Here is a 25,728-nt window from a genome sequence, read left to right on the forward strand (position 1 = left end):
AAAGTGCACAGTGCTCTTGGCTATAAAGGGTTGCCTTTCTGGTGCCAAACAAGCTAAAAATGCACTGTTTGGAATTTGCAAATGTAGGTTCTTTGTATTAAAACAGACTCATTACTCAGTGCTTTAAGAAAGTGCTGTAAGTAACTGAGCTACAAAGATCTGCAGTTCTGCAGGTTTTCAAAAGAAGAAGAAAAGTTATCTGGATGTCATAAAAATGACATGGAGATAATGGAGAATCCGGCTCATCCAGCCTGACTGGTGATGCCTGAACAACTTAATAAATCGGGATTAATACCCGTCGCTAAAACCTGAGTTAACTCAAAAAGGAAGACGCAACATGAAAAAAACGCTCATCGCATCTGCTATTGCAGCAGCTACTTTCTCTGGCGCTGTTGCAGCCCAGGAAAGCAACCTGCCGACCGTTTACGGTAACATTCAGTACGCTCTGACCCACACCAACGTTGATGGTGCTGGCTCTACCGTTGATCATTTTGATAACGGTACTACCCTGGGCGTGAAGCACGATCATGAAATCGCTCCGGGTATCACCGGCTTCCTGAAGCTGGAGCTTGAAGGTATTAATGCTGATGACAAGGCTGCCAGCAGCGGTATCGATAAGCTGGACGAAGCTTACATCGGTGTTGAGGGTGATAGCTTCGGTAAGATCTGGGTTGGCTCCGATGACTCCACTTATGAGCGGGCAGTGGTCAAGATCGGTAACTTCCACGAAGTTGGTTCCGACATTTTCGGTGTTTATGAAACTGGCGAGGGCGACCTGGTTCAGTATGAAACTCCGTCCTTCGGTGGTCTGACTCTGGGTGCCGCTGTTCAGATAAATGGCGACGGCGACGCAGCTAATGCCAAGAAGTCCTACCCGTACCAACTTGCTGCTACTTATGCTGTAGACGCTCTGTCAGTATCTGTTGCAATGGACAGCAACGACGGTGCTGATGATGCGAACAACGAGAACAGCTATGGTCTTGCCGCTACCTTCAACGCTGGCGACTTGAGCATCACTGGTGAATACCAGACTCGTAAAGACGTCGCGGACATCTATGGCGTTATCGGTGCGTACACCTTGGGCGCAAACCAGTTCGCGCTGTCTTACCAGGTTAACGATGACGATGTAACTGGCGACAAGAACGACACTGTGATTCTGCAGGCGCTGCACAACCTGTCTGACAACATGTATGTTTACGTCGAAGGTTACCTGTCTGGAGCGGACGGGGCTACGTACTATGACGACCCCGACGGTGTTACTGCCGGCGGTGACGAGCGGTCCATTGCCGCAGTTGGCGCCGTATACTACTTCTGATCAGCTAACCAGCTAATCAAGTAGTCTAAAAAACCGGTGACCTTCGGGTCGCCGGTTTTTTTACGTATGCTCCGTCAAAACCCGACAGGAAACTTGAAATGGCAGAAGAACTCGAGATCAAGTTGACGGTTGCAGAAGCCGACCAGCAAAAGGTTCAGGCCTGGCTGTCCAATCACGGGACCGCTGACTATGTCGGTGAAAAATCACTCATCAACCGCTATTTCGATACGCCAGCCGCCCACCTGAATCATCAGAAAGCCGCCTTGAGAGTCCGTCAGGCCGGCGACAAGTTCATCCAGACCCTCAAGACCCGGGGAGAATTCGTCAACGGTGCCCACCGCCGGCAGGAGTGGGAGTGGCCGCTGCCGGGACAGGACCTGAGCCTCGGGCTGCTGGCGGACACACCGTTGGCTGATCGGGTCAACCTGGCGGAACTTGAGGTCGTGTTTGAAACCAATTTTCAGCGCCGTATCTGGATGGTCCGACAAAATGGGGCCGAGGTGGAAGTGGTGCTGGACTCGGGAACGGTCATCAGCGGCGATCAATCGGTGGCCCTGAACGAAGTGGAGTTCGAGCTCAAGGGCGGCAATGCGGACGTCCTGATGCAGCTGGCCAGAGAGCTGGCGGGGCAGGTGCCGGTGTTTCTCAACCTGGTCAGCAAGGCCGAGCAGGGGTATTTTTTGGCGGGACTCTACCGGCCGGAGCTTGTGAAGGGTGACCATGAGCTTTCGGTTACGGAATTCCTGCATCAGTTGAGTCTGGGTTGGCTTCTGGGGACTCCGGTCGGGTTTTCAGAGTCGGCTTTATCACAGGTACATCAGGCTGCGGTAGAGGCGAAGGTTGAGGGGCTCTGGCAAGAGCTGCAGCAGGAAATGGCTTCCGGTACATCGGTAGCGGAGCTTGTCCGGCGCCTCCCGCGGCTGGGTGAACTGCAGCTCGCTCTGGCCGCTGTCAACTGAGCCCCAGCAGGGCAGTGGCGACACTGAAGTAGATGAGCACGCCGCTGACGTCTGCAATGGTGGTAATCAGTGGCATGCTCGCCGTGGCAGGATCAATCCTGAGTTTGTCCAGCAGGAACGGCAGGAGCATGCCGATCAGGCTTCCGATCATGACTACTGTGATCATGGTAATGGCGACCACTGCGGCAATTTCAGGACCTGCCCGCAGAAACCCCACCACCATGACGGCCGCGGCCATGGTAACGCCAAGGGCGCCGGCTACCAGGGTTTCCTTGCCAAGAAGGCGGCCCCAGTCCGCAACGGACACATCGCCCGTGGCCATGCCCCGAACCATCAGCGTAGCCGATTGGGCTCCCGCATTACCCGCACTGGCCACCAGAAGCGGCATGAAGAAGAGCAAGGCGATGTGCTCGGAGATGGTTTCCTCGAAATAGGCAATGCCGGCGCCGGTAAAGATATTGGCGAACACCAGGATCACCAGCCAGTGAACCCTGGAGCGATACAGGGAAAAGGGTGTGGCATTTTTCAGCTTGGTATCCAGCTTGCCGACCGTTGCCCCCTTGTGGATATCTTCGGTTGCCTCCGCTTCAGCGACATCCATGGCGTCGTCGTAAGTGACAATGCCCACCAGCCGCTCGTCGTGATCCAGAATGGGGAGAGCCAGCAGGTCGTATCGGGCAATCAGCCTGGCGACTTCTTCCTGTGGGGTGTCTGTCCTGGCAGTTACCAGGCCGGTGGCGATCAGTTTGTCGACCGGGGTGCCGGGCATGGCGGTAATCAGATTTCTCAGGGAAACCGCTCCCACCAGCTTCTGGTCGCTGTCGATGACGTAGGCGTGGTAGATGGTCTCCTTGTCCGGCGCGGTATTCCTGAGCAGGTTGATGGCTTCGCTGGCAGACATGCCGGTATGGACGACAGCATATTCGGAGCTCATCAGGGCGCCGGCTGTACCCTCTTCAAAACTTGCCAGCCGCCGCAGATCTTCCCGTTCCTTGCTGGCCAGTGACTGGAACAGGGTATGCTGGCGGTCCTCGGTCAGAATATTGAAGAAATCGGCCCGTTCGTCCGAAGACATGGCCGTGACCAGCTCCGCCAGATCCGGGGTAGGGAGCTGATCCGCAATCACCGCCTGGATGGTCGGGCCTATGTAACCGAACACCTTGGCGCCCTGCTCTTTGGGCAGGGCCCTGAGCAGTCGAACTCCTTCATCGAGGCCGGGATTCTCTTCAGCAAATTCAGCGAGGTCGGCTGCGTTGAAGGTGGCGGCGGCGGCCCGAATCTGAGCTTCATCGTCGCTAGCGATCCCTTCAAACAGAGGCTGATAGAATTCGGGCTCCAGATAAGACATCAGCTGCGCCGCCTAAGGAACAACATTTGGGGGTCACCACTATGACCGACATGCTTCGGAAGACCGGAGGTGCTCAGTGGCAGCATTCGATAGATCGCCTGTTCAGTCATGGGTGAGTTCGGTATACAGTACCGGAAATATAACAGAGAGACAGGGGTTTGCATTATGTCCGCGCCATGGAGTGCCTTGCCGTCACCAATCGCCGAGGAGGTCGCCGAATGTTGGGAGTCGGTCTTTCCGGAGGGCGTGCCTGCCTGGCTGATTGAGGATGAGGCAGTCCCGGAGTCTGTGCTTGCCGATGCGGTTGGTCGCAGCTTGTTCCTGCGCCAGACCCTGGAACGGCATGTGGATCAGGTCAGACAGGCGGTGGGATCCCGTCTTCTCTCCGAGCCGACAACCCCGGAATACCTGGTGATGCGCTGGCAGGAGTACCTTGAGCAGGTCGATGGCGAGCGGGCGCTCCATTCGGCCCTGCGCCGGTTTCGGCGGGAAGTCCAGTTCCGTATCATCTGGCGTGATCTGCTGCGCTGGGCCGATCTGGAGGAAACCATGGCAGCGGCCAGCGCATTCGCGGACACCTGTATCGACGGTGCCCTGAACTGGCTGTATCAAGACTCCTGTGAGCAGTTCGGCACTCCTTATGGCCAGGACCCCGTCACCGGTGAGGAGGCGCCCCAGCCCCTGGTTGTGATCGGCATGGGCAAGCTCGGCGGCCGGGAGCTCAATGTATCCTCGGACATCGACCTGATCTTCGCCTTTCCGGGGAAGGGTGAGACCCGAGGTGGCCGGCGCTCGCTGGATAACCAGCAGTTTTTCATTCGCCTGGGTCAGCGCCTGATCCAGGCTCTGGACCAGATAACCGCGGATGGCTTTGTCTTCCGGGTGGATATGCGCTTGCGCCCCTACGGTCAGAGCGGTGCCCTGGCGTTGAGCTTTGCCGCGCTGGAAACCTACTACCAGGACCAGGGGCGGGACTGGGAACGCTATGCCATGGTCAAGTCACGGGTGGTTGCCGGCGACCAGAGGGCGGGGCAGGTGTTGATGGATAGCCTGCGTCCGTTCGTCTACCGCAAATACATCGATTTCAGCGCCTTTGAATCCCTGCGCAGCATGAAGGCCATGATCAGCCGGGAAGTGCGCCGAAAGGGTCTGGAAAACAACATCAAGCTGGGCAGCGGTGGCATCCGGGAAATCGAGTTCGTGGTCCAGGCCTTCCAGCTGATCCGGGGTGGCCGGGACCGGGAACTGCAGCAGCGGGAGCTGCTGACCATCCTGAAAGAGCTGGAAGCCCTCGAGCTTCTGCCCTCCGGGGTCGTCAGCGAATTACGGGGGGCGTACGTATTCCTCAGGAATCTCGAGCACGCCTTGCAGGGTATCGAGGACAAGCAGACCCAGACCCTGCCGGAGGATGACCTGAACCGCGCCCGCATTGCCCTGATCATGGGCTTTGATTCCTGGGAGGACTGCCAGACGGTGCTGGACGAGCACCGTGAACGAGTTGCCACCCATTTTGCCAACATCATTGCCTCCGAAGAGGAGGAAGAGGCCGGGGAGTCGGAGCTCGCCGAGGAATGGCAGGAAATCTGGCTGGCGGAAATGGACGATGAGAGCGCCCGGGACTGGCTCGAGGAGCAGGGTTATGAAAACCCCGAGGAGAGTTGCCGTGAGCTGACAGAGCTTCGGGATAGCCGAACCGTCGAGACCCTCCAGACTCAGGGTCGAAAACGCCTCAACCAGTTCATGCCGGTGCTATTGGATGCCCTGACCGAAGTGGAGAATCCCTCTCAGACCCTGTCCAGGGTGTTGCAGCTGGTCAGCGCGATCCTGAGACGTACCGCCTACATGGTTTTGCTGCTGGAAAATCCCGGCGCCCGCACCCAGCTGGTCCGTCTGTGCAGCGAAAGTCCCTGGGTGGCGCAACAGCTGGCGGAGACGCCATTGCTGCTGGATGAACTGCTCAACGCGGAGAGCCTGTACACGCCTCCGGCCAAGGAAGAGCTCCAGGATGATCTTCGCCAGCAGATGCTGAGGATTCCGTTTGAGGATCTGGAAGAACAGATGGAGTCCCTGCGCCATTTCAAGAAGGCGCATATCCTCCGGGTGGCTGCTTCAGAGCTCAAGGGTACCCTGCCGCTGATGAAAGTGAGTGATTACCTGACCTGGATCGCCGAAGTGGTTCTGGACCACGTGGTGGATGTCGCCTTTGCCAACCTGGTCAGCCGCCATGGCTATCCGCGACGCTCGGACGGTTCCGCCTGTGAGACGGATTTCGCCATCATCGGCTACGGCAAGCTGGGTGGAATCGAGCTGGGGTATACATCGGACCTGGATCTGGTATTCGTGCACAAAGCCGATCCGGAACAGTCCACCGATGGTGAAAAGCCCATTGATAACGCGGTGTTCTTCACCCGCCTTGGCCAGAGAATCGTGCATATCCTGAGCACTCAGACCCCCTCGGGGCAGCTGTACGAGGTGGATATGAGGCTGCGGCCCTCCGGCAATTCCGGGCTCCTGGTGACGACCTTGAGCGCCTTCGAGAAGTACCAGCGCAACGATGCCTGGACCTGGGAGCACCAGGCCCTGGCCCGGGCCCGTGGTGTGGCCGGCTGCATCGAGACTCTGGAGGCATTCGAGGCCATCCGCCATGACATTCTCTGCCAGCAGCGCGACCGGTCAAAACTCCGGGGAGAAGTGGTGGAGATGCGGGAGAAAATGCGGGCAAGCCTGGGAACACCGGAGAGCAGGCGCTCCGAGGTGTTTCATATCAAGCACGATCCCGGTGGCATTGTCGATATCGAATTCATGGTGCAGTACCTGATGCTGGCGTGGTGTTCCGACCATCCTGAACTGACTCAGTGGTCCGACAATATCCGCCAGATGGAGGAGCTGGGGCGAGCCGGTGTGTTGCCGGTGGAGGACACCGAAAAGCTGAGGGAGGCCTTCATAACCCTGCGTTCGACCATCCATCGCCGGGCCCTGCAAAACCTGAACAGCCAGGTGGAGGGGGATGCGTTCCCGGAAGAGCGTGACTACATCCAAAGTATGTGGAAAAAAGTGATGCGTGATTAGTAAGCTAAATTTATTTCTCTCGAGTTTTCCTGCTAGAATGCCGGTTCCCCGAAAACCGCTTTTTTAGGAGCAAATTAGAATGTCGATGGCTGATCGCGATGGCCTTATCTGGCTCGACGGTGAAATGGTTCCCTGGCGGGAAGCCAAAACCCACGTCCTGACTCACACCCTGCATTATGGCCTTGGCTGTTTTGAAGGTGTGCGAGCGTACAGTACCGCGAACGGCCCGGCGATTTTCCGCCTGAAAGAGCACACCGACCGCCTGTTCCGCTCCGCCCACATCCTGAACATGAAAATGCCGTTCACCAAGGATGAGGTCAACGAGGCCCAGCGCGCGGCGGTACGTGAAAACAACCTCGACGAAGCCTACATTCGCCCGATGGTGTTCCTGGGCTCCGAAGGTATGGGGCTGCGCGCCGATAACCTGAAGGTACACATCATGGTTGCCGCCTGGAGCTGGCCGTCCTACATGTCTCCGGAAGCCAAGGAGATCGGTATCAAGGTCCGTACCTCCTCCTACACCCGTCACCATGTCAACATCACCATGTGCAAGGCCAAGGCGAACGGCAACTACATCAACTCCATGCTGGCGTTGAATGAGGCCATCTCCGGCGGTGCCGAGGAAGCCCTGTTGCTGGATAACGAGGGGTATGTGGCGGAAGGCTCCGGGGAGAACATCTTCATCGTCCGTGATGGCGTGCTGCACACCCCTGAGCTGACCTCCTGCCTCGAGGGCATCACCCGTGCCACGATCATCGACTTCGCCAGGGACATGGGGCTGCAGGTAAAAGAACGCCGCATAACCCGGGACGAGGTGTATGTGGCAGAGGAAGCCTTCTTCACAGGCACCGCAGCCGAGGTGCTGCCCATCCGGGAACTGGATGGTCGTATCATTGGTGAAGGCAAGCGCGGTCCGGTGACCGAGAAGCTGCAGTCACGTTACTTTGATGCCGTGAAGGGCAAGCTGCCCGAGCACGGTGACTGGCTGACGCTGGTCAAAGGCTGATTTATCAGAAAAATCGATAGCCGCCGGATCTGTGAATCAGCCGGCGGCTTTCTTGTATATTCAGAAACACTTTCTTTCAGGACGAGCAAATGGCAGATGTAATCAAGGTACCGGTATCCTTTGGTGAGGTACTCGACAAAATCACCATCCTCGAAATCAAGTCCGAGCGAATCAAGGATGAGGCGAAGCTGAAAAATGTACGCCTCGAGCTCGACGAGCTGACCGAAACCTGGAACGAGGCCGTGCAGGATCAAAGTGCTATCGAAGATCTTCGCAAGCAGCTAAAAGCCGTGAACGAAGAGCTCTGGGTGATTGAGGATGACATCCGGGATCAGGAAGCCGCCCAGGATTTCGGCCCCCGCTTTATCGAGCTGGCACGCGCCGTCTACGTCACAAACGACAAGCGCGCGGCCATCAAGAAAGACGTCAACCTGGCACTGGGCTCCCGTTTCGTGGAAGAGAAGTCCTACCAGGACTACACCGCCCGGAAATAAGGTACCCCGGGGGCACGCCCAATCGGGGTCAGAGGAAAGCGTTCATCTGACCCCTTGTTCAAAACCAAGGTCAGGAAGACGGAGTCAGATGAACGCTTTCATCTGACTCCTTGTTTAATCCCCTGTTCACGCTGACCCACCGATCCAGCGTTTCGGCCACATCCCCGACAGTCACCATCTCCATTGCGCCCTCGAATTCCGCCTTGGCCCCCCAACGGGCTTCTTCTACCGTCTTGCCGGTAAACTTTTCCAGTGCTTCCGGATACCGGTTCACACACCACTGCAGGGAATTGTAGGGGCCGGAGCGGTTGGGGTTGCTGGCCGCGAACAGCCCGATTACATCGGTGCCGACGGCGCTCGCGATGTGCGCCGGGCCAGTGTCCGGCGCGATGACCAGATCGGCACGGGCCATCAGCGCCGTCAGTTGTTTGAGGGTATCCTTGCCGCAGATATTGCGGGGATCTTCTTCCATTGCTGACTCTATCGCGGCGCAGTACTCAAGCTCGAAAGGAGCCGGACTTCCCACCAGAATCACATTCAACCCGTGCTGTCGAATTGCATAATCCGCGAGTTGTGCGTAACGCTCTGCCGGCCAGTTGCGCAATGTATGGCTGGCACAAGGACTGATCACCAGGTTCCTCCGATCGTTGGCCAGGTGCTCTTTGGCAAAATCATGGTCCGAACTGCTCAGGGGAATAGTCCAGCGGGGAGGTGCTGCTTCGAGTCCCAAGGGCTCGAGGAAGCTCGCGAGGCAGTCCCTGACATGCTGTTGTGCAGCCGGTGCAATGCGACGGTTGACGAAAAGACTATGAAGATCCTTGCTACGGGCCTTGTCGTAACCGACCCGGATTTTCGCAGGGATACAGGCGGATGCCAGGTTGGCGCGGAATGCCACCTGCATGTGCAGCAAAGCATCGAACCTGCGCCCCTTCATTTGTCTGCGCAGATCCGCGTAGCCTGCCCGCCCCGCTTTCTTGTCAAAGATGATGAACTCGACTCCTGGCAGGTCGCCGATCAGTTTGGCTTCGATCTTTCCGATCACCCAGGTGATTCTTACGCCCGGTACCTGTTCCTGGAGGCTTAGTACCACCGGAATGACATGGGTGACATCGCCAATAGCAGACAGGCGGAGAATGCAAATAGACTTCATCAGGTAACAATCCGTTAAGCGTTCGGGCTGCGGGTTTGTAGAGCTTTGCCGGCAATCATTGGTAAACTGGCAGCCATTCTATCGTACTCGCCGGCGAAGGTCCCGAAGGTCGCCCGGGCCGAGTGTTGTCGTGTCTGTTCTGGTGTCCCGGTGACCATGGCTGAATCCGAAATCTGTTTGCGGGAAGAAGGCTCCGTGCTGTTGGTCCATCCCGACTATAAGGGGCGGGTAACCGTCGATTGGTTTCGTCCCGAGTTCTGGGGGGCAAAGGCGCAGCCGGTAAGCAGTGGAGGCCGCGGTGGAGCCTGGTTTATCGATACCGGCACGGGGCAAGTGGTACTGCGCGAGTACCTCCGTGGTGGTCTTGTTGCACGGATTTCCGAGCAGAGTTATGTATTCACCCGCGAGCAGGATGTCCGTTCTTTTGCCGAGTTTCGCCTGCTTGATCGCCTGGTCGACATGGGGCTGCCAGTTCCGACACCGGTTGCGGCGTGGTACCGGAAGGGCTCGGCGTTCCTGTACCAGGCCGCAATTATTATTGAGCGCCTGGAAGATACAACTCCCCTGGCTGACCTGATCCCAACGCTTGATGTCGCTGACTGGGAAATCCTTGGGGGAACAGTTCGCCGCTTTCATGATGCCGGCGTGCGCCACGCTGACCTGAACTGTTTCAATGTCCTGGTGAGAGAGGGTACCTACTTCCTGATTGATTTCGACAAGGGGCGTATCATGCCGGGCCAGGCGCCAGAAAAGTGGAAGGCCAGTAACCTCGAACGTTTTGCCCGTTCGATCCGGAAGGTAGCGGGTAATTCAGCCTTGGACAGGGTGTGGGATTCATTTATGAACGGATATAACGGGAGCCAAACCTCTTGAACGATCAGCAACAAAAGCGTGCTCTGCCAGCCATTCTGTGTCTGACGGATGCCTGTGACCGCCCTGAAACCGAGCTATTCATCGGTTTGAGAAACGCCGGGTTTGATGTGGATGTCATGTGCAACCCCAAGGGGCGAAACTATCAGCGACTGGTGGATGAAGGCCTCGTTGCCCAGCCCATGGCGTTGAAAAACCGCTTTGACAAAGAAGGCACCGCTGAAATCCGGGAGCAGTTGGCCCGCAAGCAATACGACCTAATTCATGCCTTCAACCCCAGGTCGCTTGCCTGCGGGCTGCGGGCCTCGAAAGGTACTGATATCCGGGTCGTGGCCTATCGTGGGGTGATCGGGAATATCAGTTTCCTCAACCCCGAGTCCTGGATAACCTTCCTGCATCCAAGGGTCCGCAAGATCGTGTGCGTGGCAGATGCGATCAAGGAGCATTTGGCCGAGGAGGTCCGTTTTCTCTGGATGCGTATTCCGCCAAATAAGCTTCAGCGAATCTACAAGGGGCATGATCTGGAGTGGTATCAGGACCCTCCCACGGACCTGGGCCAGTTCGGAGTACCAGAGGGTGCGTTCGTCGTTTGCTGCACCGGCCGGGATCGGCCCCGGAAAGGTTTTGATGTTCTTGTCAGAGCCATTGATGCGCTGCCTGAGGATGTTGAGGTACACCTGCTTCTGGTGGGTGACGTGATCAACAATGAAGAGCTCAAGTCCCAGATCGCCGGCACGAAACACCCCGAACGGATCCATTTCACCGGTTATCGACAGGATGCTCCTGGCGTCGCAGCGGCAAGTGATGTCTTTGTATTGCCTTCCACCGAACGCGAAGGGCTCCCCAGGGCAGTCATAGAAGCCATGGCATATGGCGTGGCTCCGGTAGTCACCCGGGTAGGCGGAATGCCCGAACTGGTCGAAAACGGTGTGAGTGGGCTGGTTGTGCCGAAAAAAGACGCCTCTGCATTGTCGGAGGCTATTGCGCAGCTTTATCGGGACCGTGATCTTCTGGACCGGATGGGGGCGGCCGCAAAAGAGCGGATCACGACGCGTTTCCACACCTCGCAAACCGTTCGCGAAACCGGTGAACTTTATAAATCCTTGACCGGCAGAGACTGAATGCGTCGTTTTCTGTTTTTCGTAAATCAGCCCTATTCCTACTCAATTCTCCGACCACTGCAGGAGGAGATAAGGCGTCGTGGCGATGAAACGGCCTGGTTTGTAGCAGGGTGTACTACCGATCCTCTCAGGCCTGATGAGCGACACCTGAAAACAGTGCAGGAGGTGATGGAATACAAGGCGGATGCCACTTTTGTGCCCGGTGACTGGGTGCCGTACTTTTTCCCCGGAATCAAGGTTGAGGTCTTCCACGGGATGGCCAGGAACAAACGGGGACACAGCAGTGAGGACGAGAGCGATCACTACCGGATACGTGGCTGGTTTGACCTTTACTGTACCCACGCAGAGAGGGATACCGCCAAATTTCGGGAGCTCGCGGATAAGTATGGGCACTTTGCGGTAGCCCATACCGGTTGGCCCAAACTGGACCCGCTGTTGTCCCGGTCGGTTGAGGGCCCTCGGGAACGGCAACCTGATGACCTCCCGGTTGTTTTTTACGCCTCGACATTCAGCCGCTCCGTGACTTCCGCGCCGGATCTGGTTGAAAAGATCGGTGAGCTTTCGCGCAGTGGGCGTTGGAGGTTTATTGTGACCCTGCACCCGAAAATGGATCCGGAAGTTGTGGAGGGCTATCGGCAGCTGGCAGGGGAAAACCTGAGATTCGTTGAAAGTGATGAAGATTTGCTGCCGATATTGCCAGCGGCGGATGTCATGCTTTGTGATACGTCTTCCATCATGTTCGAGTTCATGTTCCTCGACCGTCCCGTAGTGACCTTCAGGACCAAAATGCCGGGACCGTACCTGATCGACGTGGACCGGGTAGACGACGTAGAGCCAGCACTGGAAAAGGCGCTGGCGTATCCGGAAGACCTGATGGCGGCGACCCGCTCGCTCTGTGCGGAACTGCACAGCTACCGAGATGGCAGGTCCAGTTCTCGTGTATTGGATGCGGTCGAGGATTTCCTCGTTAACCAGCAGTCAGGGTTGGGACGAAAGCCAATGAATCTGGTTCGAAAGCTCAAGGTCAGGCGCCGTTTGCGGAAAGAACTGAAAAAAATGCGAAGGAGTACATGAATCTGAACGTTTTCGTCGCCAGCACGCCGTTGCAGCTTATCAGTTGTGCTGAAGCCCGTGCCCGATATGAGTGTGCGGCACCATCCTGCCTGTTGATTATCGCGAGGCCTGACAACAGGGTCACCGAAAAACAGATGGCGTTCCTGCTCGAAAGGCTGCGCCTTAACGATATCCAGACAATCTATTTGAAGAAAAATACTTTCTATCTGCAGCTGAAATCTGCGTTCCGGAGAGTGTCAGGCCATCGGATCGATCGACTTTTCATCGGGAATAAGTCCAGCTGGATTCACGAAGCTTTTTACCTGGGGCTGGCCTGGAAGGAGCTGGTCTTTGTTGACGATGGTCTTGCAACGGTAAAGTACTACCATGCAATTCACAGTGAAGGTCTCGCTTTGAGGATCACCGAGGGCAAGCGGCGGCTATTGGCAAGGCTGGGAGTTCGTCTTCAGAGCGTTGTTCCTGACAGGGTCAGTTTCTTTACCTGTTTTCCACTGGAGAGCTCCAGCAAAGTGGATGTTGAGACCCACGACTTCCCGATATTTCGCCAAATCTTCCCGCCCGGAATTGAAGGGAAGGAGGGAATTCCTCTGGTGGGATTTATTGGTCAGCCGTTTGGGGGGGGAGATCGTATAAAGCAAATGCGATCCCAGGTGACTCATGTGGTTGAGCGGCACCCGAATGCGAGGATTGTCTATTTCATGCACCGCAAAGAACGGCGCCGGGAGCTGGAACAGGCTTTGGCGGGTTTTCCGGTTGAGCTGCGATCTTCTCCGCGTTGGCCCATCGAAGTTGAGGTTTCGCTTTCCCGGGAACCATACATAGCGTTCTATAGTTTTACTTCGACGGCCCTGTTTACCCTTAAGAAAATATTCCCGGAGCTTTCCGTTTATCAGATTGATGATGCGGTTCTCGCGGCAAAACTCCCGTTTTACGGCGAGATTCAAAGTATGTTTCGGAGCATAGGCGTGGAGACAACCCGACTCTGATGGCGGGTTGATCACGGCCGGAGCTACTCTCTGGTTGCGTTGTCTTGCGTCGCGCGACCCAACGTCCACAAGCCCGCGTATTTGTTGAAGGTCACCTGGGCATAGGTCACCGCCGTCAGATAACCTACCGCGCCGTCAAGAAAACCAAAGCGGATGAAGTAGACCTGGATAAAGGTCATCAGTCCCCGCAGGGTCGGGTAAATCATGGTCCGGGTCTTCTTGCCCCTGCGGTATTTCTCCAGTGAGCCGAGCCACGCGTATTTGGCGCTTTTCTCAAGAGAATGACCGAAATCCCGGTGGGTGTAATGGGTCAATCGTCCCCTGAGGGTTTTGGTTTTACGGCCCCCGGGAATGAGAATTCGCTCATGCACCAGGGCATCCGAAAAGCGGACGCCCTCCCGACGGAACAGCCGGAGTGGCGCGCGACCACTGCGGCCGAAGTCCAGGCGTTTGCCGTAGATGGTGACTGCCCAGGGAAGTTTGTAGGCATCGGCGTCGGGATCCGCCAGGTGATGGTTGATCTCCCGGGCAAGTCCCGGCGTAATCCGCTCGTCAGCATCCAGGGATAGCACCCAGTCCCCGGTTGCCTTGTCCAGGGCCCGCTGCTTCTGGATTCCGAAACCGGGCCAGTCGGTGACTTCGACAGCATCGGCGTATTGCCGGGCGATCTCTACAGTCCGGTCCGAGCTGCCGCTGTCCAGTACAATGATTTCATCAGCCACCAGGCGGGCAGACTGCAGGCAGTCGGCAATATGGTCTTCCTCGTTCATGGTGATGACGGTGGCAGAAACCTTGACGCGACGATTACGGTGATAGGAAGCGCGAAGTTCAGTGAACAGAGCTGAAGCCAGGCCGGCTGTTGCCAGCAGGTAGAAAGTCAGGAACAGGCTCCGGTCAAACGTGGCTTCCGTGAGCCCGAACATCAGGTACCCGGTCGACACCATGGTACCTGCAACGGCAATGTGCGCTGTAGGGGCGTGTTTGCTGAACAGGTTGCGGGCAAAGAGTACCAGCGGGATGAAAATCAGGAATGCCCAGCTCAGTATCCCCGGTACACCGCTCATGGCGGCATTGTTCAGCAAGTCATTGTGCGCGTGGCCGGTGCAGCATGCGCCGACTCTGCGACTCGCCTCGCCCGCTTCCACGGCAGCTTCCACGCCCCGCGTGTAGCCTCCCATGCCGGCGCCGGTGAAGGGCTCTTCCAGGAACATGTCCCAGGCCAGTCCCCAGACCTCAAACCGGATCTCCATAGAGTTGTCCAGTTTTCCTCCACCCATGAGTTGATCAAATGAGCGGGACAGCCTGTCGCTGCTGACCGCCGTAGCGACTACCAGCACCGCAATAATCACAGCGCCGCCAATGCGCCATTTTTTGCCGACCAGCGGCAGCAGAAGTAGCGAGAGGAAGGGCAGGGCGACCAGGTTGCTGCGGGTTTCCGAGAGCATCGAGATGACCACGGCGCTCAGGCCCAGCACAAAGAGCAGGGTGGCCGGCACAAGGCGCTTGCTGCGGGCGAAGAAGAAGCCGCCCGTCAGGGTAAGCATGCCGCCCAGCAATGCAAGATTGCCGAAGCTGATCGGATTGATGCCCGCGCCGAAACGGATGCTCAACAGTTTTTCGATGGCGCCATTGCGGTCCGCCAGGGCAAGGAGGAACATGGCGATCACCGAGATGGACACCAGGGACAGCGCCACAAAGGTGCCCCTTGCCTTGATCCCGACGAAGGTGAGTGCCACGACCAGTGGCCAGAAAAGGATAAGTCGGGCATGGGTGCCGAGGTTTTTCCCGCCCTCGTAGCTGAAGCCCTCCAGCGTCCACGAACAGAAACTCACCAACACGAAGAACCAGAAGGCGAAATGGAGCAGCCTCAGTTCCTTTGGGACCTCCCAGCCGGACCGGTACAGGGATTTCCGGATCGTCAGAGTGATCCCGGCGATAGCCAGCAGTGCCGTGGCGCCGGCCAGGATGCTGGAGGAAACCAGGGCACCGCCCAGACCTGTCATGAGTAATGCGGGCAGGAGGATTTGGGGTAGACGTGTCATCTGGGCTTCCATCAGTCCTTGTTACATCTGGTGAGCTTGCAGGAGTGTGGCTCAGCAAACCCGGTCCGGGTTGTAGGGATTCGTTTCTCCGGGGGGGCGATGCCGCAGTCGTTTGTATTCCCATTGGTATTGCTCTGGAGACATACGCACCACTTTTTCAACCGATTGATTCAGTGCGGTTGCCGCCGAAACGGCGTCGGCATCGCCCATGCCGGACTCGGCTTCGGTCACCAGAATGCGGAAGCCCTGCCCGTCCGGTAAACGTTCGGCGTAGGTCACAAGCGCCTGCGCGCCGGTTTTCTGGATCAGTTTGCCCACCAGGGTCATGGTTTTCACTTCCATGCCGAAAAACGGGGCAAAGGCGTTGGTTTTACCTCTGGGCGATTGATCCGGGAGGATGCCAGCCACGCCACCCTCTTTGAGAATAGCCATCAGTCGGGTCAGGCCGCGTCGATCACCGCGCACGAGTTCCGAGCCCAGTCTGCCGCGTACCCGGATCATGTAATCCTCGAATTCTGGCAGGTGAGGGGGGCTGTAAAGTGCTGCCATCTTGTAACGCGAGGAGAAGAACAGCCCGGCCAGTTCCCAGTTCCCCAGGTGGGGGGCGAGCAGTATCAGGCCCTTCCCGGAGGCCAGGGCCTCGTCCACGAGTTCGAGTCCGCGGGTTTCCTTGATCAGGCCCAGGCACTTCTCCACGGGCCATTCCCACATCAGCGGGATTTCCATCAAGGTCATGCCCGTATGCGCCATCGAATCTCTCGAGAGCCGATGTTGTTCGTCGGCTGGGATCCCGGGCAGGCAAATGGCTATGTTGGTGTCAGTCACCTTTCGGGATTTGGTCGGGAGGGCCCAGGCGATCAGGCCAACGAGCTTTCCGAGCCATTGGGCAAAACCCAATGGCATTGAGCCCGCGATGCGAAGCAGGCCGGCAATGAGAAAATACTTCAGCTTGCTCATGTTCTGCCGTACAGGTCCTCGAACCGGACAATGTCGTCCTCGCCCAGGTAAGACCCGGACTGAACTTCGATCAATTCAAGGTCAATCACGCCCGGGTTCTCCAGGGAGTGTACCTGGCCGACCGGAATGTATGTGGACTGGTTTTCAGTGACCAGGTAGGTTTTCTCGCCGTTGGTGACCTGGGCAGTCCCACTGACGACAATCCAGTGCTCGGCGCGGTGATGATGCATCTGGACTGAGAGTTTGGCTCCGGGCTTTACGGTGATTCGCTTCACCTGGTAGCGCTTGCCACTGTCGATAGAATCGTAAACCCCCCAGGGGCGATACACTTCCCGGTGATTCATATGCTCGTGGCGACCGTCGTTGCGGATTGTTTCCACAACCTTCTTGACGTCCTGAACCTTGTCCTTGTGGGCAACCAGCAACGCGTCCTTGGTTTCAATGATAACCAGGTCTTCCACGCCAACCGTGGCGACCAGGCGACTGTCTGCCCGCACCAGGGTACTGCTGGTCTCATGGGCGATTACATCACCGCTGAAACTGTTGTCACGGTCGTCCTTCTCGCTGACTTCCCACAGGGCTGACCAGGAACCGATATCACTCCAGCCGGCATCGAGGGATACGACGGCTGCATCGCTGGTCTTTTCCATCACGGCATAGTCAATGGAATCCTCGGGACAGTCGGCGAAGACACTGGCATTGATCCGGGTGAAATGGAGGTCCTGGCTTGCATCGTCAACGGCCGCCCGGCAAATCGCGAGGATGTCCGGCCGGTGTTTTCCCAGCTCCTTGAGGTAACGGCGGGCACCAAACAGGAACATTCCGCTGTTCCAGAGGTAGTCTCCGGAAGCGAGGTACGTCCTGGCCGTATCCAGGTCAGGCTTTTCCACGAAGCTGTCCACGGCGAAGCATCCCGGAGCCAGTTCCGAACCGCGGTGGATGTAGCCATAGCCGGTCTCCGGGTGCCCCGGTACAATACCGAAGGTCACCAGGCGGCCCTGTTGGGCCAGGGGAACGGCCCGGGAAACGCCTGCCTGGAAGGCGGCCACATCCTTAATCAGGTGGTCTGCGGCCAATACCAGCATCAGAGGGTCTTCGTCATCGTCACCGAGCTCTTTGACTATCTGGAGAGCCGCCAGGGCAATGGCGGGTGCGGTGTTCCGGCCGCAGGGTTCCAGAACGATGCGGGCATCGTCAAAACCGGACTGGCGCATCTGTTCGGCAGCGAGGAACCGATGTTCTTCGTTGCAGATCAACAGAGGGTCTGCTGCGGCCATTCCGTCCAGTCTGGCTACCGTCATTTGCAGCATGGACAGCCGCTCGTCCGTCAGTTTGAGGAACTGCTTCGGGTTCAGCTGTCTGGAAAGTGGCCAGAGACGGGAGCCGGTGCCTCCGGCCATAATGACGGGGTGTATCATGGATTTGCTCCGCGGATTGGGTTGGTCCAGCATCACTCAGACTTCGTGGCCACGGATTCTATCACAGGTGCTCTGTTTCGGCAGGCCAGCTATCATTCTACTGTTCAGGTTATTGCGGTTTTGAGCTATGAAGTTACCGTTATCCGTCTACTACATCACCCAAAACGAGGAGAACAGGCTACCTGAGTCCCTAGAACAGGTTCATGACTGGGCCGATGAGGTCATTGTGGTGGATTCGGGCAGCACTGATAACACGGTAGCTATTGCCCGGTCGTTTGGCGCGAGGGTTGTGCATCGGTCCTGGGAGGGCTTTGCAAAGCAGAAGGCCTACGCTGCCAGTTTATGCCGTAATGAGTGGGTACTGGACATTGATGCGGATGAGGTGCTCTCCGGGCAACTGGTGGACAATATCAAGGCTTTGTTTTCTGCACCGTTACCCAAGGATGTCGCAGGTTATCGGATGCGCTGGGTGCTGTCCCCACCCAACCCGGGGCACCCGTTTCGTCATGACAAGACCAAAAAAATACTGCGCCTCTACAATCGATCCAGAGCAGCCATACACGCGGAAAAGGATAGCAATGACGACCGTCCGAGAGTGTTATCGGGCAAAGTGCTCGATTTGAAGGGTGATGTCCTCCACCGCACTCTCATTTCCCTGGAACAGATGGAGCGCAAGTACTGCCAGTTGTCTTCCGAGCAGGCCAGGTATATGGCCGCCAGGGGCCGAAAGATTTCCTCGGGTCGGTTGTTCGTGGAGTTCCCCCTCAAATTCCTCAAGTACTACTTGATCCACCGCCAGATTCTCAACGGCTGGTTTGGTCTTAGCGTGTCAATTACCGCTGCCAACCGCAACTTCATGCGCCTGGCGAAGGCAAAGGAGATACAGATGCTCGCGGAGCTGGAAGCAATGGGCAAATCCGATGGTCAGTCGTCGGAGACCCGATCGACGTAGACCTCCAGTGTTGCGTTGGCCATGGCTTCCAGGGTCAGGTGGGCTCGGGCGTAGTCAAAAGCCGGTTGCTCCAGGCGCCCGAGTTCCCCGGGTGCAGACAAGGCTGCAATGATCAGGGTGGACAAGGCGGTGACGGAGTGGTCCGGGGCGATGGCTTCGTTGGGGAGGATTTCAGTACAACCGGCCACAGGGGTTGATACAACGAGGCATTGCGCCATCAGTGCCTCGACAAGGATGTAGGGGAATCCCTCCCTCTCGGAGCTGATAACCAGGAGATCTGCCTGCTCCAGGACAGGCATCAGGTCAGTCAGATAGCCAGCGAGGGTGATGGATTCGCTGCAACCCAGTTGGTGCGCCTGCTCCAGAAGCCCGGTTTTCTCGCTGCCATCGCCAAAGATGGTCAGATGCGCTGACGGAAACTGTGCCAGCACTCCGGGCCAAGCCGAGATGAGCTGCCGGAAGCCCTTGACCGGTTCGAGCCGGCCGGCCGCTACCACATTAATGGCGGATGGCAGGGGTGGGTCCCCTACCGGCGATACGGCTTCGTCGCTTTGCTGCACATCGATACCGTTAAAAATCCGGAATTTTGCAGGGTGGGTAAGGCTGTCATACACCGGTGTGCTCACCGCGATCACTTTGTCCAGTTGCAGGAAAGGTCTCTCGGTCGACTTGCTGCCGTGAACCGTTCCAATTTTCTGGCATCCGGGCGGTAGTCGCAAACGGCTCAACATGGTGGCCGCCTTGCTCCCCTGGGCGTGGACCACATCCGGATGTAGTGCGCTGACTATCCGTCGCATCCGGTAACTGAGCCAGGGATTCCGCCTGCCCAGTTGCATGGGACAGGGATGAAACAAGATCCGTTCGCCAAATTGCTGCCGATAGGATGGATGGGCGAGAACGTGCACTTCGTGGCCAAGCGTCGCAAGGGCGCCGGCGAGATCTGCGGTGTGCTTTTCCATACCGCCCCATCCGGTTCCCGGTGTGCCCAGTATCATGGCAATATTCATGGACGATGAAGCTGTTCCAGAACGTTGCGATAGACCTCGAGAGTCGTCTCCGTCTGCGCCTCCAGCCGGAACCGGTCGGGAATCAGGATGTCGTGCTCCGGCTCCTCGAGAATTTTCTGAACGGTCGCAGCAAAAGCCCCGGTGTCATCCGGAGGTACCAGGCCCTCCCGGAAGCAGGCCTGGAGGGTCTCTGCCGCCCCTCCGCGATTGTAGGCAACCACCGGGGTGCCCGACGCTAGGGCTTCGGTAACCGTCCGGCCGAAGGGTTCAGGTTTGGTGGACATATGGCAGACCACATCGGCGAACAGATACAGGCTGTTCATGTCGTTGCGCTGGCCCAGGAAGGTCACTTTGTCGGTCAGACTCAGGCGGCTGCGTTCCCTTTCAAGTTCTTCAAGGAAGCGTTCCTTGCCCGGTTCCGCACCGCCGGCGATGATGCCATGGCAGTCCGGGCGCTGGCGGATCAGCTGGTTCATCATGGCGAGGAAGTCCAGCTGGCCTTTCCAGCGGGAAATTCGGCCGGGCATCATGATGATTTTCTTGCCGGCCAGCTGGGGGTAACGGGATAAAAAGTGATCCAGCCACTGCTGGCTGAGGGCACGGTTGTGGAAGGCCTCCACGTTTACGCCGCGCTGGATGACGGTGAGCTTCTCTTTCGGGACGTTGAAATTCTTCAGCACGTAGTCCCGCACACAGTTCGACACGGCAATCATGTGATCGGCCTTGGTCATGATGGCACTGTAGGGGTTCACCGAGTACATGCCATGAAAGGTGGAGACGACTGCAGGCCGCTCCTCCTCCGGCAGGCTCTTCAGGGCCAGGTGGATGATCCAGGCGGGCATGCGGGAACGCACGTGGATGATGTCCGGCTTCAGGTCCTGTATCAGCTTGCGCATGGGCAGGATCTGGCCGAAAGAGGCCAGGGATTTGCGATGAATCGGCATGTGAATATGAGTGGATCCATGCCCGCGCACCTGTTCCGCCATGGGGCCGCCGTTGGAAACCACGTAGGATTCGTGACCGAGGCGAACCAGTTCTGCTGCGAGATCCACGGTGCCCCGTTCAACCCCACCACTGTAAAGAGCGGGTAGTGCCTGCAGAATCCTCACGCTTTTTTTCCTTTTGTCGATCTTCGTTTGCTTTTGAGGAGCCGTTCTATAACCCATCTGGCTGCCCGGTCGGCCTCCCAGAGTTGCCTGGGGGATACGGCTTGCTTGGTCATGACGTTGCGGTGATCGCTCCAGTGGGCGACAAATCCCGCCTCGGCCAGGCGGTTGACGCCTTTTGCCACCCGGCTGTCCGGTCTGGCGGGCAGATCCAGCAGACCCGTAGGCACGCTGGAGGTGGCGGCCTCGCATACCATCGACATGCTGTCCGGTGTTGTCCATACCGCCCTGGAAGCAGACAACTGATGCCTGAGCCAGTTCTCGTGGGTGGCTTCACAGCTCACCACGTTTATCCGGGGGGCCGAAAGATCCGCGAGGCGCTCTCGCATTGCCTGAGGTGTGCGCCGGGAATCGCTGATGGTCCAGCGCCAGTCAGGGTAACGGGCAACCAAGTCATTGATCTGGGCCAGAACGGTATCTTCGTCCCAATCATAATGGGGTGAGGGCCCGCCGATCAGGATCAGGGCCTCGTGGTTATCGGTCAGTCTTGCAAGCGGAGTGATGGTGTTTATCACGCCTTCGGTGACAAGGACGTTTGCAGATGCTTTCACCTTGTCATGGGCGGGAATGATGGCGCCGTTCACCCATGACAGGGGAAAGGAAGGTTTCATGATAACCAGGGTCATGGCGTTGCCCTGGCGGCGGAGTGCAAGCAGCAACCGGTGGGTGCCTGTACCGGCAGCCATGATCAGGTCGGGTGGGGGCAGATCGTCGGGCAGGTTCGGCGCCGCTCGGAGCAGGGCGCGCCACAATGGCACCTGGTAGTCGGTTGCATCCAGCCAATACAGGCGTGCACCGGTGTGAGCGTACAGGCGGTTGCCCAGGCCTCTCAGCTGGTTCCGGTGCCCCGGCTTGCCGTCGGTCACCAGCCAGACCACAGGTGCGTCCTTCTCTGACTCCATGCTCAATATGGCAACTCCTACTTTTTCTTGCGCCGGTAGAAACCGGGGTCGTCAGGGTCCGGCCGGGTCTTGAACCGCCGGTGCATCCAGAGGTACTGGTCTGGCGCCTTGCGAATCTCCTGCTCGATGATCCGGTTGATGCGGGTGGCATCCTCAAGGTCGTCCCCGCTGGGAAAGTTCTCCAGTGCCGGGTGGAAGTAGATGTCGTAGCCCGGCTTGTCATCACGCCGGAAGTGACTGAACGGCACGACTTTGCAGCGGCTGCGCTCGGCAATCCGTGAGGTGGCGGTAATGGTGCCGGCGGGAATGCCGAAAAACGGCGCGAACACGATATTCTTGCGCCCGTAATCCTGGTCAGTGGCATACCATACCGCGCGGTTTTTCTTCAGGCTGCGGAACAGGCCGCGAAGGTCCTTGGTGCCAAGGACGTTACCGTAACGCCGGCCCCGGGCCCGGGTCATGACAGCATTCATCAGCGGGTTGTTGTGATCCCGCTGCATGACATCGGCCTCGATGTATTCCGTCACCAGGCCGCCTCCCAGATCCAGGGTGCTGTAATGACCGCCCAGCAGTAGTACACCGTAACCGGCTTCCAGGGCCTTTTCGAAATGCTCAATGCCGTGGATGCGGGTGATGCCGGTGAGCATTGCCGGGTCTCGGAACCAGGCAATGCCCAGCTCCATTAGCCCGATTCCGTTGGCGATGAAGGCCTTGCGCACGAGCGCTGCCTGTTGCTGTTCGGTCAGCTCAGGAAAGCACAGCCGGATATTCACGTCGGTAATGTGACGGCGGCTCCGTGCAAATTTCCACGCCAGCAATCCGGCCAGCTTGCCCAGCCACCACTGCAGACGGATTGGCAGTTGGGCCACCAGCCACATCAGTCCAATACTCAGCCAGGTTGGCCACCAGCGTGGGTGTCGGTAGGCTGAGTAGTCCGTGTTACGTGGCAGTTTGCGGTACTTCTTCTTCAAAACGGGGAACCTTGCATCGACAATGGGTGAATCCGGGGGCACCATGCGGCCCCTTGACGATTTTTGCGCTATGATAACGCACTGTTTTGCCGGGAGTCCTGCGTGTTCCAAATTCTCTATTCCCAGCTCATCCGTCTGATCCTGCCGTTTATCCTGCTGAGGCTGTGGTGGCAGGGTCGAAAGGCTCCCGCTCTGCGCCAGCATATTGGCCATCGCATCGGGCTGGTTCCCCGGCTTCCGGGACCGGTTGTCTGGGTCCATGCGGTGTCAGTCGGTGAAACCATCGCGGCGGCACCCATGGTGCGGCGCCTGCTGGCGCGGGACCCGCAGATCACCATACTGATGACGGCCATGACCGACACCGGCCTGGCCCAGGCCCGAAAGATGTTTGGTAACCGGGTGCGCTATGCCTATGCACCCTACGATACCCCCGGCTCCATTCGCCGGTTTCTCAATCGCACCCGTCCCCGGATCCTGGTCATCATGGAGACTGAGATCTGGCCTAACATGATACGCCAGAGCCGGGCCCGTGGTGTTCCGGTCTTCCTGATCAATGCTCGCCTGTCCGAACGCTCTGCCCGAGGTTATGGACGGATCCGGAGCCTTGCATTACCGATCATGCAGAGTATCAGTTGGGTGGCGGCCCAGGCCGAGAAGGATGCCGAGCGCTTCCGCCGTATCGGGGTCGTCCCGGACAAGGTGGAAGTCACCGGCAGCGTCAAGTTTGACGTGGATATACCACCGGATGTCCGGCAGGCTGCACGGGATCTCCGAACACGTCTGGCGGGGCGGCCGGTCTGGATTGCCGGCAGTACCCATGGGGGAGAGGATGCTCAGTTGCTCACTGCCCACCAGGAACTGCTTGTTGCCCATCCCGAAGCGCTCCTGATCCTGGTGCCAAGGCATCCCGAAAGGTTCGATTCGGTGGCCAACAAGGTCGCTTCCCGCGGACTGACCGTTGCCAGACGCTCTCGTGGCGAGGATCCGGCTGGTGCCCAGGTTTATCTGGGCGACACCATGGGTGAGCTGATGATGCTCTATGGCGCCAGTGACGTTGCTTTTGTCGGTGGGTCGCTGATTGAAAGGGGAGGGCATAATCCGCTGGAGCCAGCTGGCTGGGGAATCCCGGTGTTTTCCGGGCCTCATGTGTTCAATTTCGAGACTATCTATCAGCGCCTGCTGGACGATACTGGCGTCAAGATCGTGGCCAACGCCGAAGAACTGGCGACCTTCCTGATATCCCTGTTCAGTCACCCCGCGGAGCGGGAGGCGATTGGCCGGCGTGCATTGTCAGTGGTGAATAAGAACCGGGGTGCACTGGAAAAAGTGGTCGAGGGGATTATCGAGCGGGTCTGAGGAGAAGGCGGGCAGCGTGGCTGCCCGCAAAGACAGGACGACCCTTACCGGGTCGGATCGTCCAGAGTTTGTTCCTCGTTGGCCAGGGCCTCGATGCCCGGGGCAGTTTCGCTCAACCAGTTGTTCAGGCCTACCAGATCCTGTGGGCTCAGAGTGCCGGCGGTCTGTTTCAGCTGCAGTGTGTTGATCACGTAATCATACCGGGCGTTGGCGTAGTCACGTAATGCCACGTAATAGGCCCGTTCCGCATCCAGCACTTCCACGATATTCCGGGTACCCACTTCATAACCGGCACGGGTAGCATCCAGTGCGCTGCGGCGGGAAATAATGGTCTGTGACAGCGCCGAAGCGGTCTCAACGTTGTTGTTCACTGTCAGGAACAGACTGCGGGTATTCACCCGGACATCCCGGCGAACGGTATTGAGTTGCTGTTCGGAGACTGTTACCAGTGAACGCTGCTGGCGAACACCTGCCTGGGTTCCGCCACCGGTGTACAGAGGCACGTTCAGCTCCAGGCCAATGACGCCTTGGGTCCCTTCGAACAGTGTGCTGCTGCCGCCGTCAATGTCATTGTCACCGTAGGATGCGGTCAGATCCAGCGTTGGGTAATGGCCGGATTTGGCAACCTTCAGGTTGGCCTCGCTGGCGTTGAGGTCATAGAGCGCGGACTGAATGGACCAATTCTGCTCCAGCGCTGTGGTTTCCCAGGCCGAGGGATCCATTGGTTCAGGGCGACCGAGTGGGAAGTTCCGGCGCAGGTTATCCAGATCCTCCGGGTACTCCCCGGTCAGTCTTGCCAGTTGTTCCTTGGCGACATTGAGCTGGTTTTCCGCGGCAATGCGCTGGCTCTTGGCGTCGTCATAGCTGGCGCGGGCCTCATATACCTCGGTAATCGCAATCAGGCCAACATCAAAGCGCTCCTGGGCCTGCTCATACTGGCGCTGGATCGCGGTTTCGGTGGCCAGGGCTGTAGTGACGGTGTCCTGGGCCCGAAGCACATTGAAATAGGCAGTGGCCACGTCCAGAATCAGCTGCTGCTGGGCCAGGTTGTACTGGGCCCGGGCGGATTCGGTCTGGAACTGACTGGCGTCGTACCGGAACCAGGAGTCGGCGCGGAACAGCGGTTGGGTCAGCTGGACACCGTAGCTGGTAGACTTGTAGCTTTCGTCCTGGATGTCGCCATCCAGGTCCGTATGGTTGGCGTTGCCGAAGGCGTCCACCTGCGGTAGCAGTGAACTCTTGCTGACATCGCTCGCGGCCTGCTGGGCCTCGAAACTGGCCTGGGCGGCCGCAATGCCAGAGTCATAGGAGAGGGCTTTTTCGTAGGTGTCGATCAGGTCGGTGGCGAGGGCCGGTTGGGCGGCCATTACACCGATCAGTCCGGAAAGCAGTCGTTTTTTCATTCTTTCTCCTGAAAAACTGTGCGCATGGGCGTCAGTCCGGGACGACGCTTGGTAACCGGCCGCACAGCGCTCTCAAACAGCGGATTGTGCATCCGGCGGGCTTATGGTTGGCCATTATGGACAATAATTCCCCTGGCCTCTACACTTGCAAACGACACACAA

General features: G+C 58.0%; 21 protein-coding genes. 11 read left to right on the forward strand and 10 right to left on the reverse strand.

The genetic code is table 11. From position 1 onward, the window contains the following. Nucleotides 1-337: 337 nt before the first annotated feature. Together R6W86_RS16995 and R6W86_RS17000 are read left to right on the forward strand one after the other, a co-directional pair. A complete protein-coding gene (locus R6W86_RS16995) occupies nucleotides 338-1,315 on the forward strand; it encodes a porin (protein WP_410330535.1) in 978 nt (325 codons plus the stop codon). 98 nt (nucleotides 1,316-1,413) lie between these two features. Continuing rightward, nucleotides 1,414-2,274, forward strand: coding sequence for a CYTH domain-containing protein (locus R6W86_RS17000; protein ID WP_410330536.1), 861 nt, complete (start codon nucleotides 1,414-1,416; stop codon nucleotides 2,272-2,274). Here the strand turns inward: R6W86_RS17000 and mgtE are convergent. Further along, complete coding sequence (gene mgtE, locus R6W86_RS17005; RefSeq protein ID WP_410330537.1) at nucleotides 2,267-3,622, reverse strand: magnesium transporter; 1,356 nt, start codon at nucleotides 3,620-3,622, stop codon at nucleotides 2,267-2,269. The genes R6W86_RS17000 and mgtE overlap by 8 nt on opposite strands. A 165-nt stretch (nucleotides 3,623-3,787) precedes the next feature. On the opposite strand from mgtE, the gene glnE reads away from it, so the two are divergent. The 3 genes from glnE (at nucleotide 3,788) to R6W86_RS17020 (ending at nucleotide 8,191) form a co-directional block, all read left to right on the forward strand. Further along, complete coding sequence (glnE, locus tag R6W86_RS17010) at nucleotides 3,788-6,691, forward strand: bifunctional [glutamate--ammonia ligase]-adenylyl-L-tyrosine phosphorylase/[glutamate--ammonia-ligase] adenylyltransferase (RefSeq protein WP_410330538.1); 2,904 nt, start codon at nucleotides 3,788-3,790, stop codon at nucleotides 6,689-6,691. 79 nt (nucleotides 6,692-6,770) lie between these two features. Then, the gene (locus tag R6W86_RS17015) at nucleotides 6,771-7,697 is read left to right on the forward strand and encodes a branched-chain amino acid transaminase (protein WP_410330539.1); all 927 of its coding nucleotides are present in this window, start codon (nucleotides 6,771-6,773) and stop codon (nucleotides 7,695-7,697) included. 89 nt (nucleotides 7,698-7,786) lie between these two features. Further along, entirely contained in the window at nucleotides 7,787-8,191 is a 405-nt protein-coding gene (locus tag R6W86_RS17020; RefSeq protein ID WP_410330540.1) for a DUF6165 family protein, read from the forward strand. 70 nt (nucleotides 8,192-8,261) lie between these two features. Here R6W86_RS17020 and R6W86_RS17025 read toward each other — a convergent pair whose 3' ends face one another. Further along, the gene (locus R6W86_RS17025) at nucleotides 8,262-9,341 is read right to left on the reverse strand and encodes a glycosyltransferase family 9 protein (RefSeq protein WP_410330541.1); all 1,080 of its coding nucleotides are present in this window, start codon (nucleotides 9,339-9,341) and stop codon (nucleotides 8,262-8,264) included. 156 nt (nucleotides 9,342-9,497) lie between these two features. Here R6W86_RS17025 and R6W86_RS17030 point away from each other — a divergent pair, with 156 nt between their 5' ends. From R6W86_RS17030 to R6W86_RS17045, 4 genes are read left to right on the forward strand one after another with little or no spacing between them, the layout of a single operon-like run. Further along, a complete protein-coding gene (locus R6W86_RS17030; protein ID WP_410330542.1) occupies nucleotides 9,498-10,214 on the forward strand; it encodes a 3-deoxy-D-manno-octulosonic acid kinase in 717 nt (238 codons plus the stop codon). Beyond that, a complete protein-coding gene (locus tag R6W86_RS17035) occupies nucleotides 10,211-11,332 on the forward strand; it encodes a glycosyltransferase family 4 protein (protein WP_410330543.1) in 1,122 nt (373 codons plus the stop codon). Before R6W86_RS17030 ends, R6W86_RS17035 begins: the two co-directional genes overlap by 4 nt. Further along, nucleotides 11,333-12,406: a CDP-glycerol glycerophosphotransferase family protein gene (locus R6W86_RS17040; protein ID WP_410330544.1), complete on the forward strand. Its 1,074-nt coding sequence runs from the start codon at nucleotides 11,333-11,335 to the stop codon at nucleotides 12,404-12,406. It abuts the gene before it with no gap. Then, on the forward strand, nucleotides 12,403-13,392 hold the full coding sequence (locus R6W86_RS17045) for a hypothetical protein (protein ID WP_410330545.1): 990 nt from the start codon (nucleotides 12,403-12,405) through the stop codon (nucleotides 13,390-13,392). The genes R6W86_RS17040 and R6W86_RS17045 overlap by 4 nt, the downstream gene beginning before the upstream one ends. Nucleotides 13,393-13,415: 23 nt before the next feature. On the opposite strand, the gene R6W86_RS17050 is transcribed toward R6W86_RS17045, so the two are convergent. Genes R6W86_RS17050 through R6W86_RS17060 form a run of 3 tightly spaced genes read right to left on the reverse strand, consistent with a single transcriptional unit; the run spans nucleotide 13,416 to nucleotide 17,809 of the window. Next, the gene (locus R6W86_RS17050; RefSeq protein WP_410330546.1) at nucleotides 13,416-15,434 is read right to left on the reverse strand and encodes a glycosyltransferase; all 2,019 of its coding nucleotides are present in this window, start codon (nucleotides 15,432-15,434) and stop codon (nucleotides 13,416-13,418) included. Nucleotides 15,435-15,485: 51 nt separating this feature from the next. Next, a complete protein-coding gene (locus R6W86_RS17055; RefSeq protein ID WP_410330547.1) occupies nucleotides 15,486-16,391 on the reverse strand; it encodes a lysophospholipid acyltransferase family protein in 906 nt (301 codons plus the stop codon). Further along, nucleotides 16,388-17,809, reverse strand: coding sequence for a mannose-1-phosphate guanylyltransferase/mannose-6-phosphate isomerase (locus R6W86_RS17060; protein WP_410330548.1), 1,422 nt, complete (start codon nucleotides 17,807-17,809; stop codon nucleotides 16,388-16,390). Before R6W86_RS17060 ends, R6W86_RS17055 begins: the two co-directional genes overlap by 4 nt. Before the next feature lie 127 nt (nucleotides 17,810-17,936). On the opposite strand from R6W86_RS17060, the gene R6W86_RS17065 reads away from it, so the two are divergent. Continuing rightward, entirely contained in the window at nucleotides 17,937-18,761 is an 825-nt protein-coding gene (locus R6W86_RS17065; RefSeq protein WP_410330549.1) for a glycosyltransferase family 2 protein, read from the forward strand. On the opposite strand, the gene R6W86_RS17070 is transcribed toward R6W86_RS17065, so the two are convergent. From R6W86_RS17070 to lpxL, 4 genes are read right to left on the reverse strand one after another with little or no spacing between them, the layout of a single operon-like run. Beyond that, on the reverse strand, nucleotides 18,734-19,720 hold the full coding sequence (locus R6W86_RS17070) for a glycosyltransferase family 4 protein (RefSeq protein WP_410330550.1): 987 nt from the start codon (nucleotides 19,718-19,720) through the stop codon (nucleotides 18,734-18,736). The two genes, R6W86_RS17065 and R6W86_RS17070, sit on opposite strands and share 28 nt — an antisense overlap. A 44-nt stretch (nucleotides 19,721-19,764) precedes the next feature. Continuing rightward, nucleotides 19,765-20,877 (reverse strand): glycosyltransferase family 4 protein, encoded by a 1,113-nt coding sequence (locus tag R6W86_RS17075; RefSeq protein ID WP_410330551.1) that lies wholly within the window; start codon nucleotides 20,875-20,877, stop codon nucleotides 19,765-19,767. Further along, nucleotides 20,874-21,836 (reverse strand): mitochondrial fission ELM1 family protein, encoded by a 963-nt coding sequence (locus tag R6W86_RS17080; RefSeq protein WP_410330562.1) that lies wholly within the window; start codon nucleotides 21,834-21,836, stop codon nucleotides 20,874-20,876. Before R6W86_RS17080 ends, R6W86_RS17075 begins: the two co-directional genes overlap by 4 nt. Nucleotides 21,837-21,853: 17 nt before the next feature. Next, complete coding sequence (gene lpxL / locus R6W86_RS17085; protein WP_410330552.1) at nucleotides 21,854-22,807, reverse strand: LpxL/LpxP family Kdo(2)-lipid IV(A) lauroyl/palmitoleoyl acyltransferase; 954 nt, start codon at nucleotides 22,805-22,807, stop codon at nucleotides 21,854-21,856. Between the two features lie 102 nt (nucleotides 22,808-22,909). Here lpxL and waaA point away from each other — a divergent pair, with 102 nt between their 5' ends. Beyond that, nucleotides 22,910-24,163, forward strand: coding sequence for a lipid IV(A) 3-deoxy-D-manno-octulosonic acid transferase (gene waaA, locus R6W86_RS17090; RefSeq protein ID WP_410330553.1), 1,254 nt, complete (start codon nucleotides 22,910-22,912; stop codon nucleotides 24,161-24,163). Between the two features lie 44 nt (nucleotides 24,164-24,207). Here the strand turns inward: waaA and R6W86_RS17095 are convergent, their stop codons facing one another. Then, nucleotides 24,208-25,566: a TolC family outer membrane protein gene (locus R6W86_RS17095; protein WP_410330554.1), complete on the reverse strand. Its 1,359-nt coding sequence runs from the start codon at nucleotides 25,564-25,566 to the stop codon at nucleotides 24,208-24,210. Nucleotides 25,567-25,728 lie beyond the last annotated feature (162 nt).

This window comes from Marinobacter sp. (genome assembly GCF_046484525.1).
In the GTDB taxonomy this organism is placed as follows: Bacteria; Pseudomonadota; Gammaproteobacteria; order Pseudomonadales; family Oleiphilaceae; genus Marinobacter.

Excerpts from the sequence above, each read along its gene's own strand:
- R6W86_RS16995 (WP_410330535.1), top strand. The coding sequence starts at position 338 with ATGAAAAAAACGCTCATCGCATCTGCTATTGCAGCAGCTACTTTCTCT.
- R6W86_RS17000 (WP_410330536.1), top strand. The coding sequence starts at position 1,414 with ATGGCAGAAGAACTCGAGATCAAGTTGACGGTTGCAGAAGCCGACCAG.
- mgtE (WP_410330537.1), bottom strand. The coding sequence starts at position 3,622 with ATGTCTTATCTGGAGCCCGAATTCTATCAGCCTCTGTTTGAAGGGATC.
- glnE (WP_410330538.1), top strand. The coding sequence starts at position 3,788 with ATGTCCGCGCCATGGAGTGCCTTGCCGTCACCAATCGCCGAGGAGGTC.
- R6W86_RS17015 (WP_410330539.1), top strand. The coding sequence starts at position 6,771 with ATGTCGATGGCTGATCGCGATGGCCTTATCTGGCTCGACGGTGAAATG.
- R6W86_RS17020 (WP_410330540.1), top strand. The coding sequence starts at position 7,787 with ATGGCAGATGTAATCAAGGTACCGGTATCCTTTGGTGAGGTACTCGAC.
- R6W86_RS17025 (WP_410330541.1), bottom strand. The coding sequence starts at position 9,341 with ATGAAGTCTATTTGCATTCTCCGCCTGTCTGCTATTGGCGATGTCACC.
- R6W86_RS17030 (WP_410330542.1), top strand. The coding sequence starts at position 9,498 with ATGGCTGAATCCGAAATCTGTTTGCGGGAAGAAGGCTCCGTGCTGTTG.
- R6W86_RS17040 (WP_410330544.1), top strand. The coding sequence starts at position 11,333 with ATGCGTCGTTTTCTGTTTTTCGTAAATCAGCCCTATTCCTACTCAATT.
- R6W86_RS17045 (WP_410330545.1), top strand. The coding sequence starts at position 12,403 with ATGAATCTGAACGTTTTCGTCGCCAGCACGCCGTTGCAGCTTATCAGT.
- R6W86_RS17050 (WP_410330546.1), bottom strand. The coding sequence starts at position 15,434 with ATGACACGTCTACCCCAAATCCTCCTGCCCGCATTACTCATGACAGGT.
- R6W86_RS17055 (WP_410330547.1), bottom strand. The coding sequence starts at position 16,391 with ATGAGCAAGCTGAAGTATTTTCTCATTGCCGGCCTGCTTCGCATCGCG.
- R6W86_RS17060 (WP_410330548.1), bottom strand. The coding sequence starts at position 17,809 with ATGATACACCCCGTCATTATGGCCGGAGGCACCGGCTCCCGTCTCTGG.
- R6W86_RS17065 (WP_410330549.1), top strand. The coding sequence starts at position 17,937 with ATGAAGTTACCGTTATCCGTCTACTACATCACCCAAAACGAGGAGAAC.
- R6W86_RS17070 (WP_410330550.1), bottom strand. The coding sequence starts at position 19,720 with ATGGAAAAGCACACCGCAGATCTCGCCGGCGCCCTTGCGACGCTTGGC.
- R6W86_RS17080 (WP_410330562.1), bottom strand. The coding sequence starts at position 21,836 with ATGGAGTCAGAGAAGGACGCACCTGTGGTCTGGCTGGTGACCGACGGC.
- R6W86_RS17095 (WP_410330554.1), bottom strand. The coding sequence starts at position 25,566 with ATGAAAAAACGACTGCTTTCCGGACTGATCGGTGTAATGGCCGCCCAA.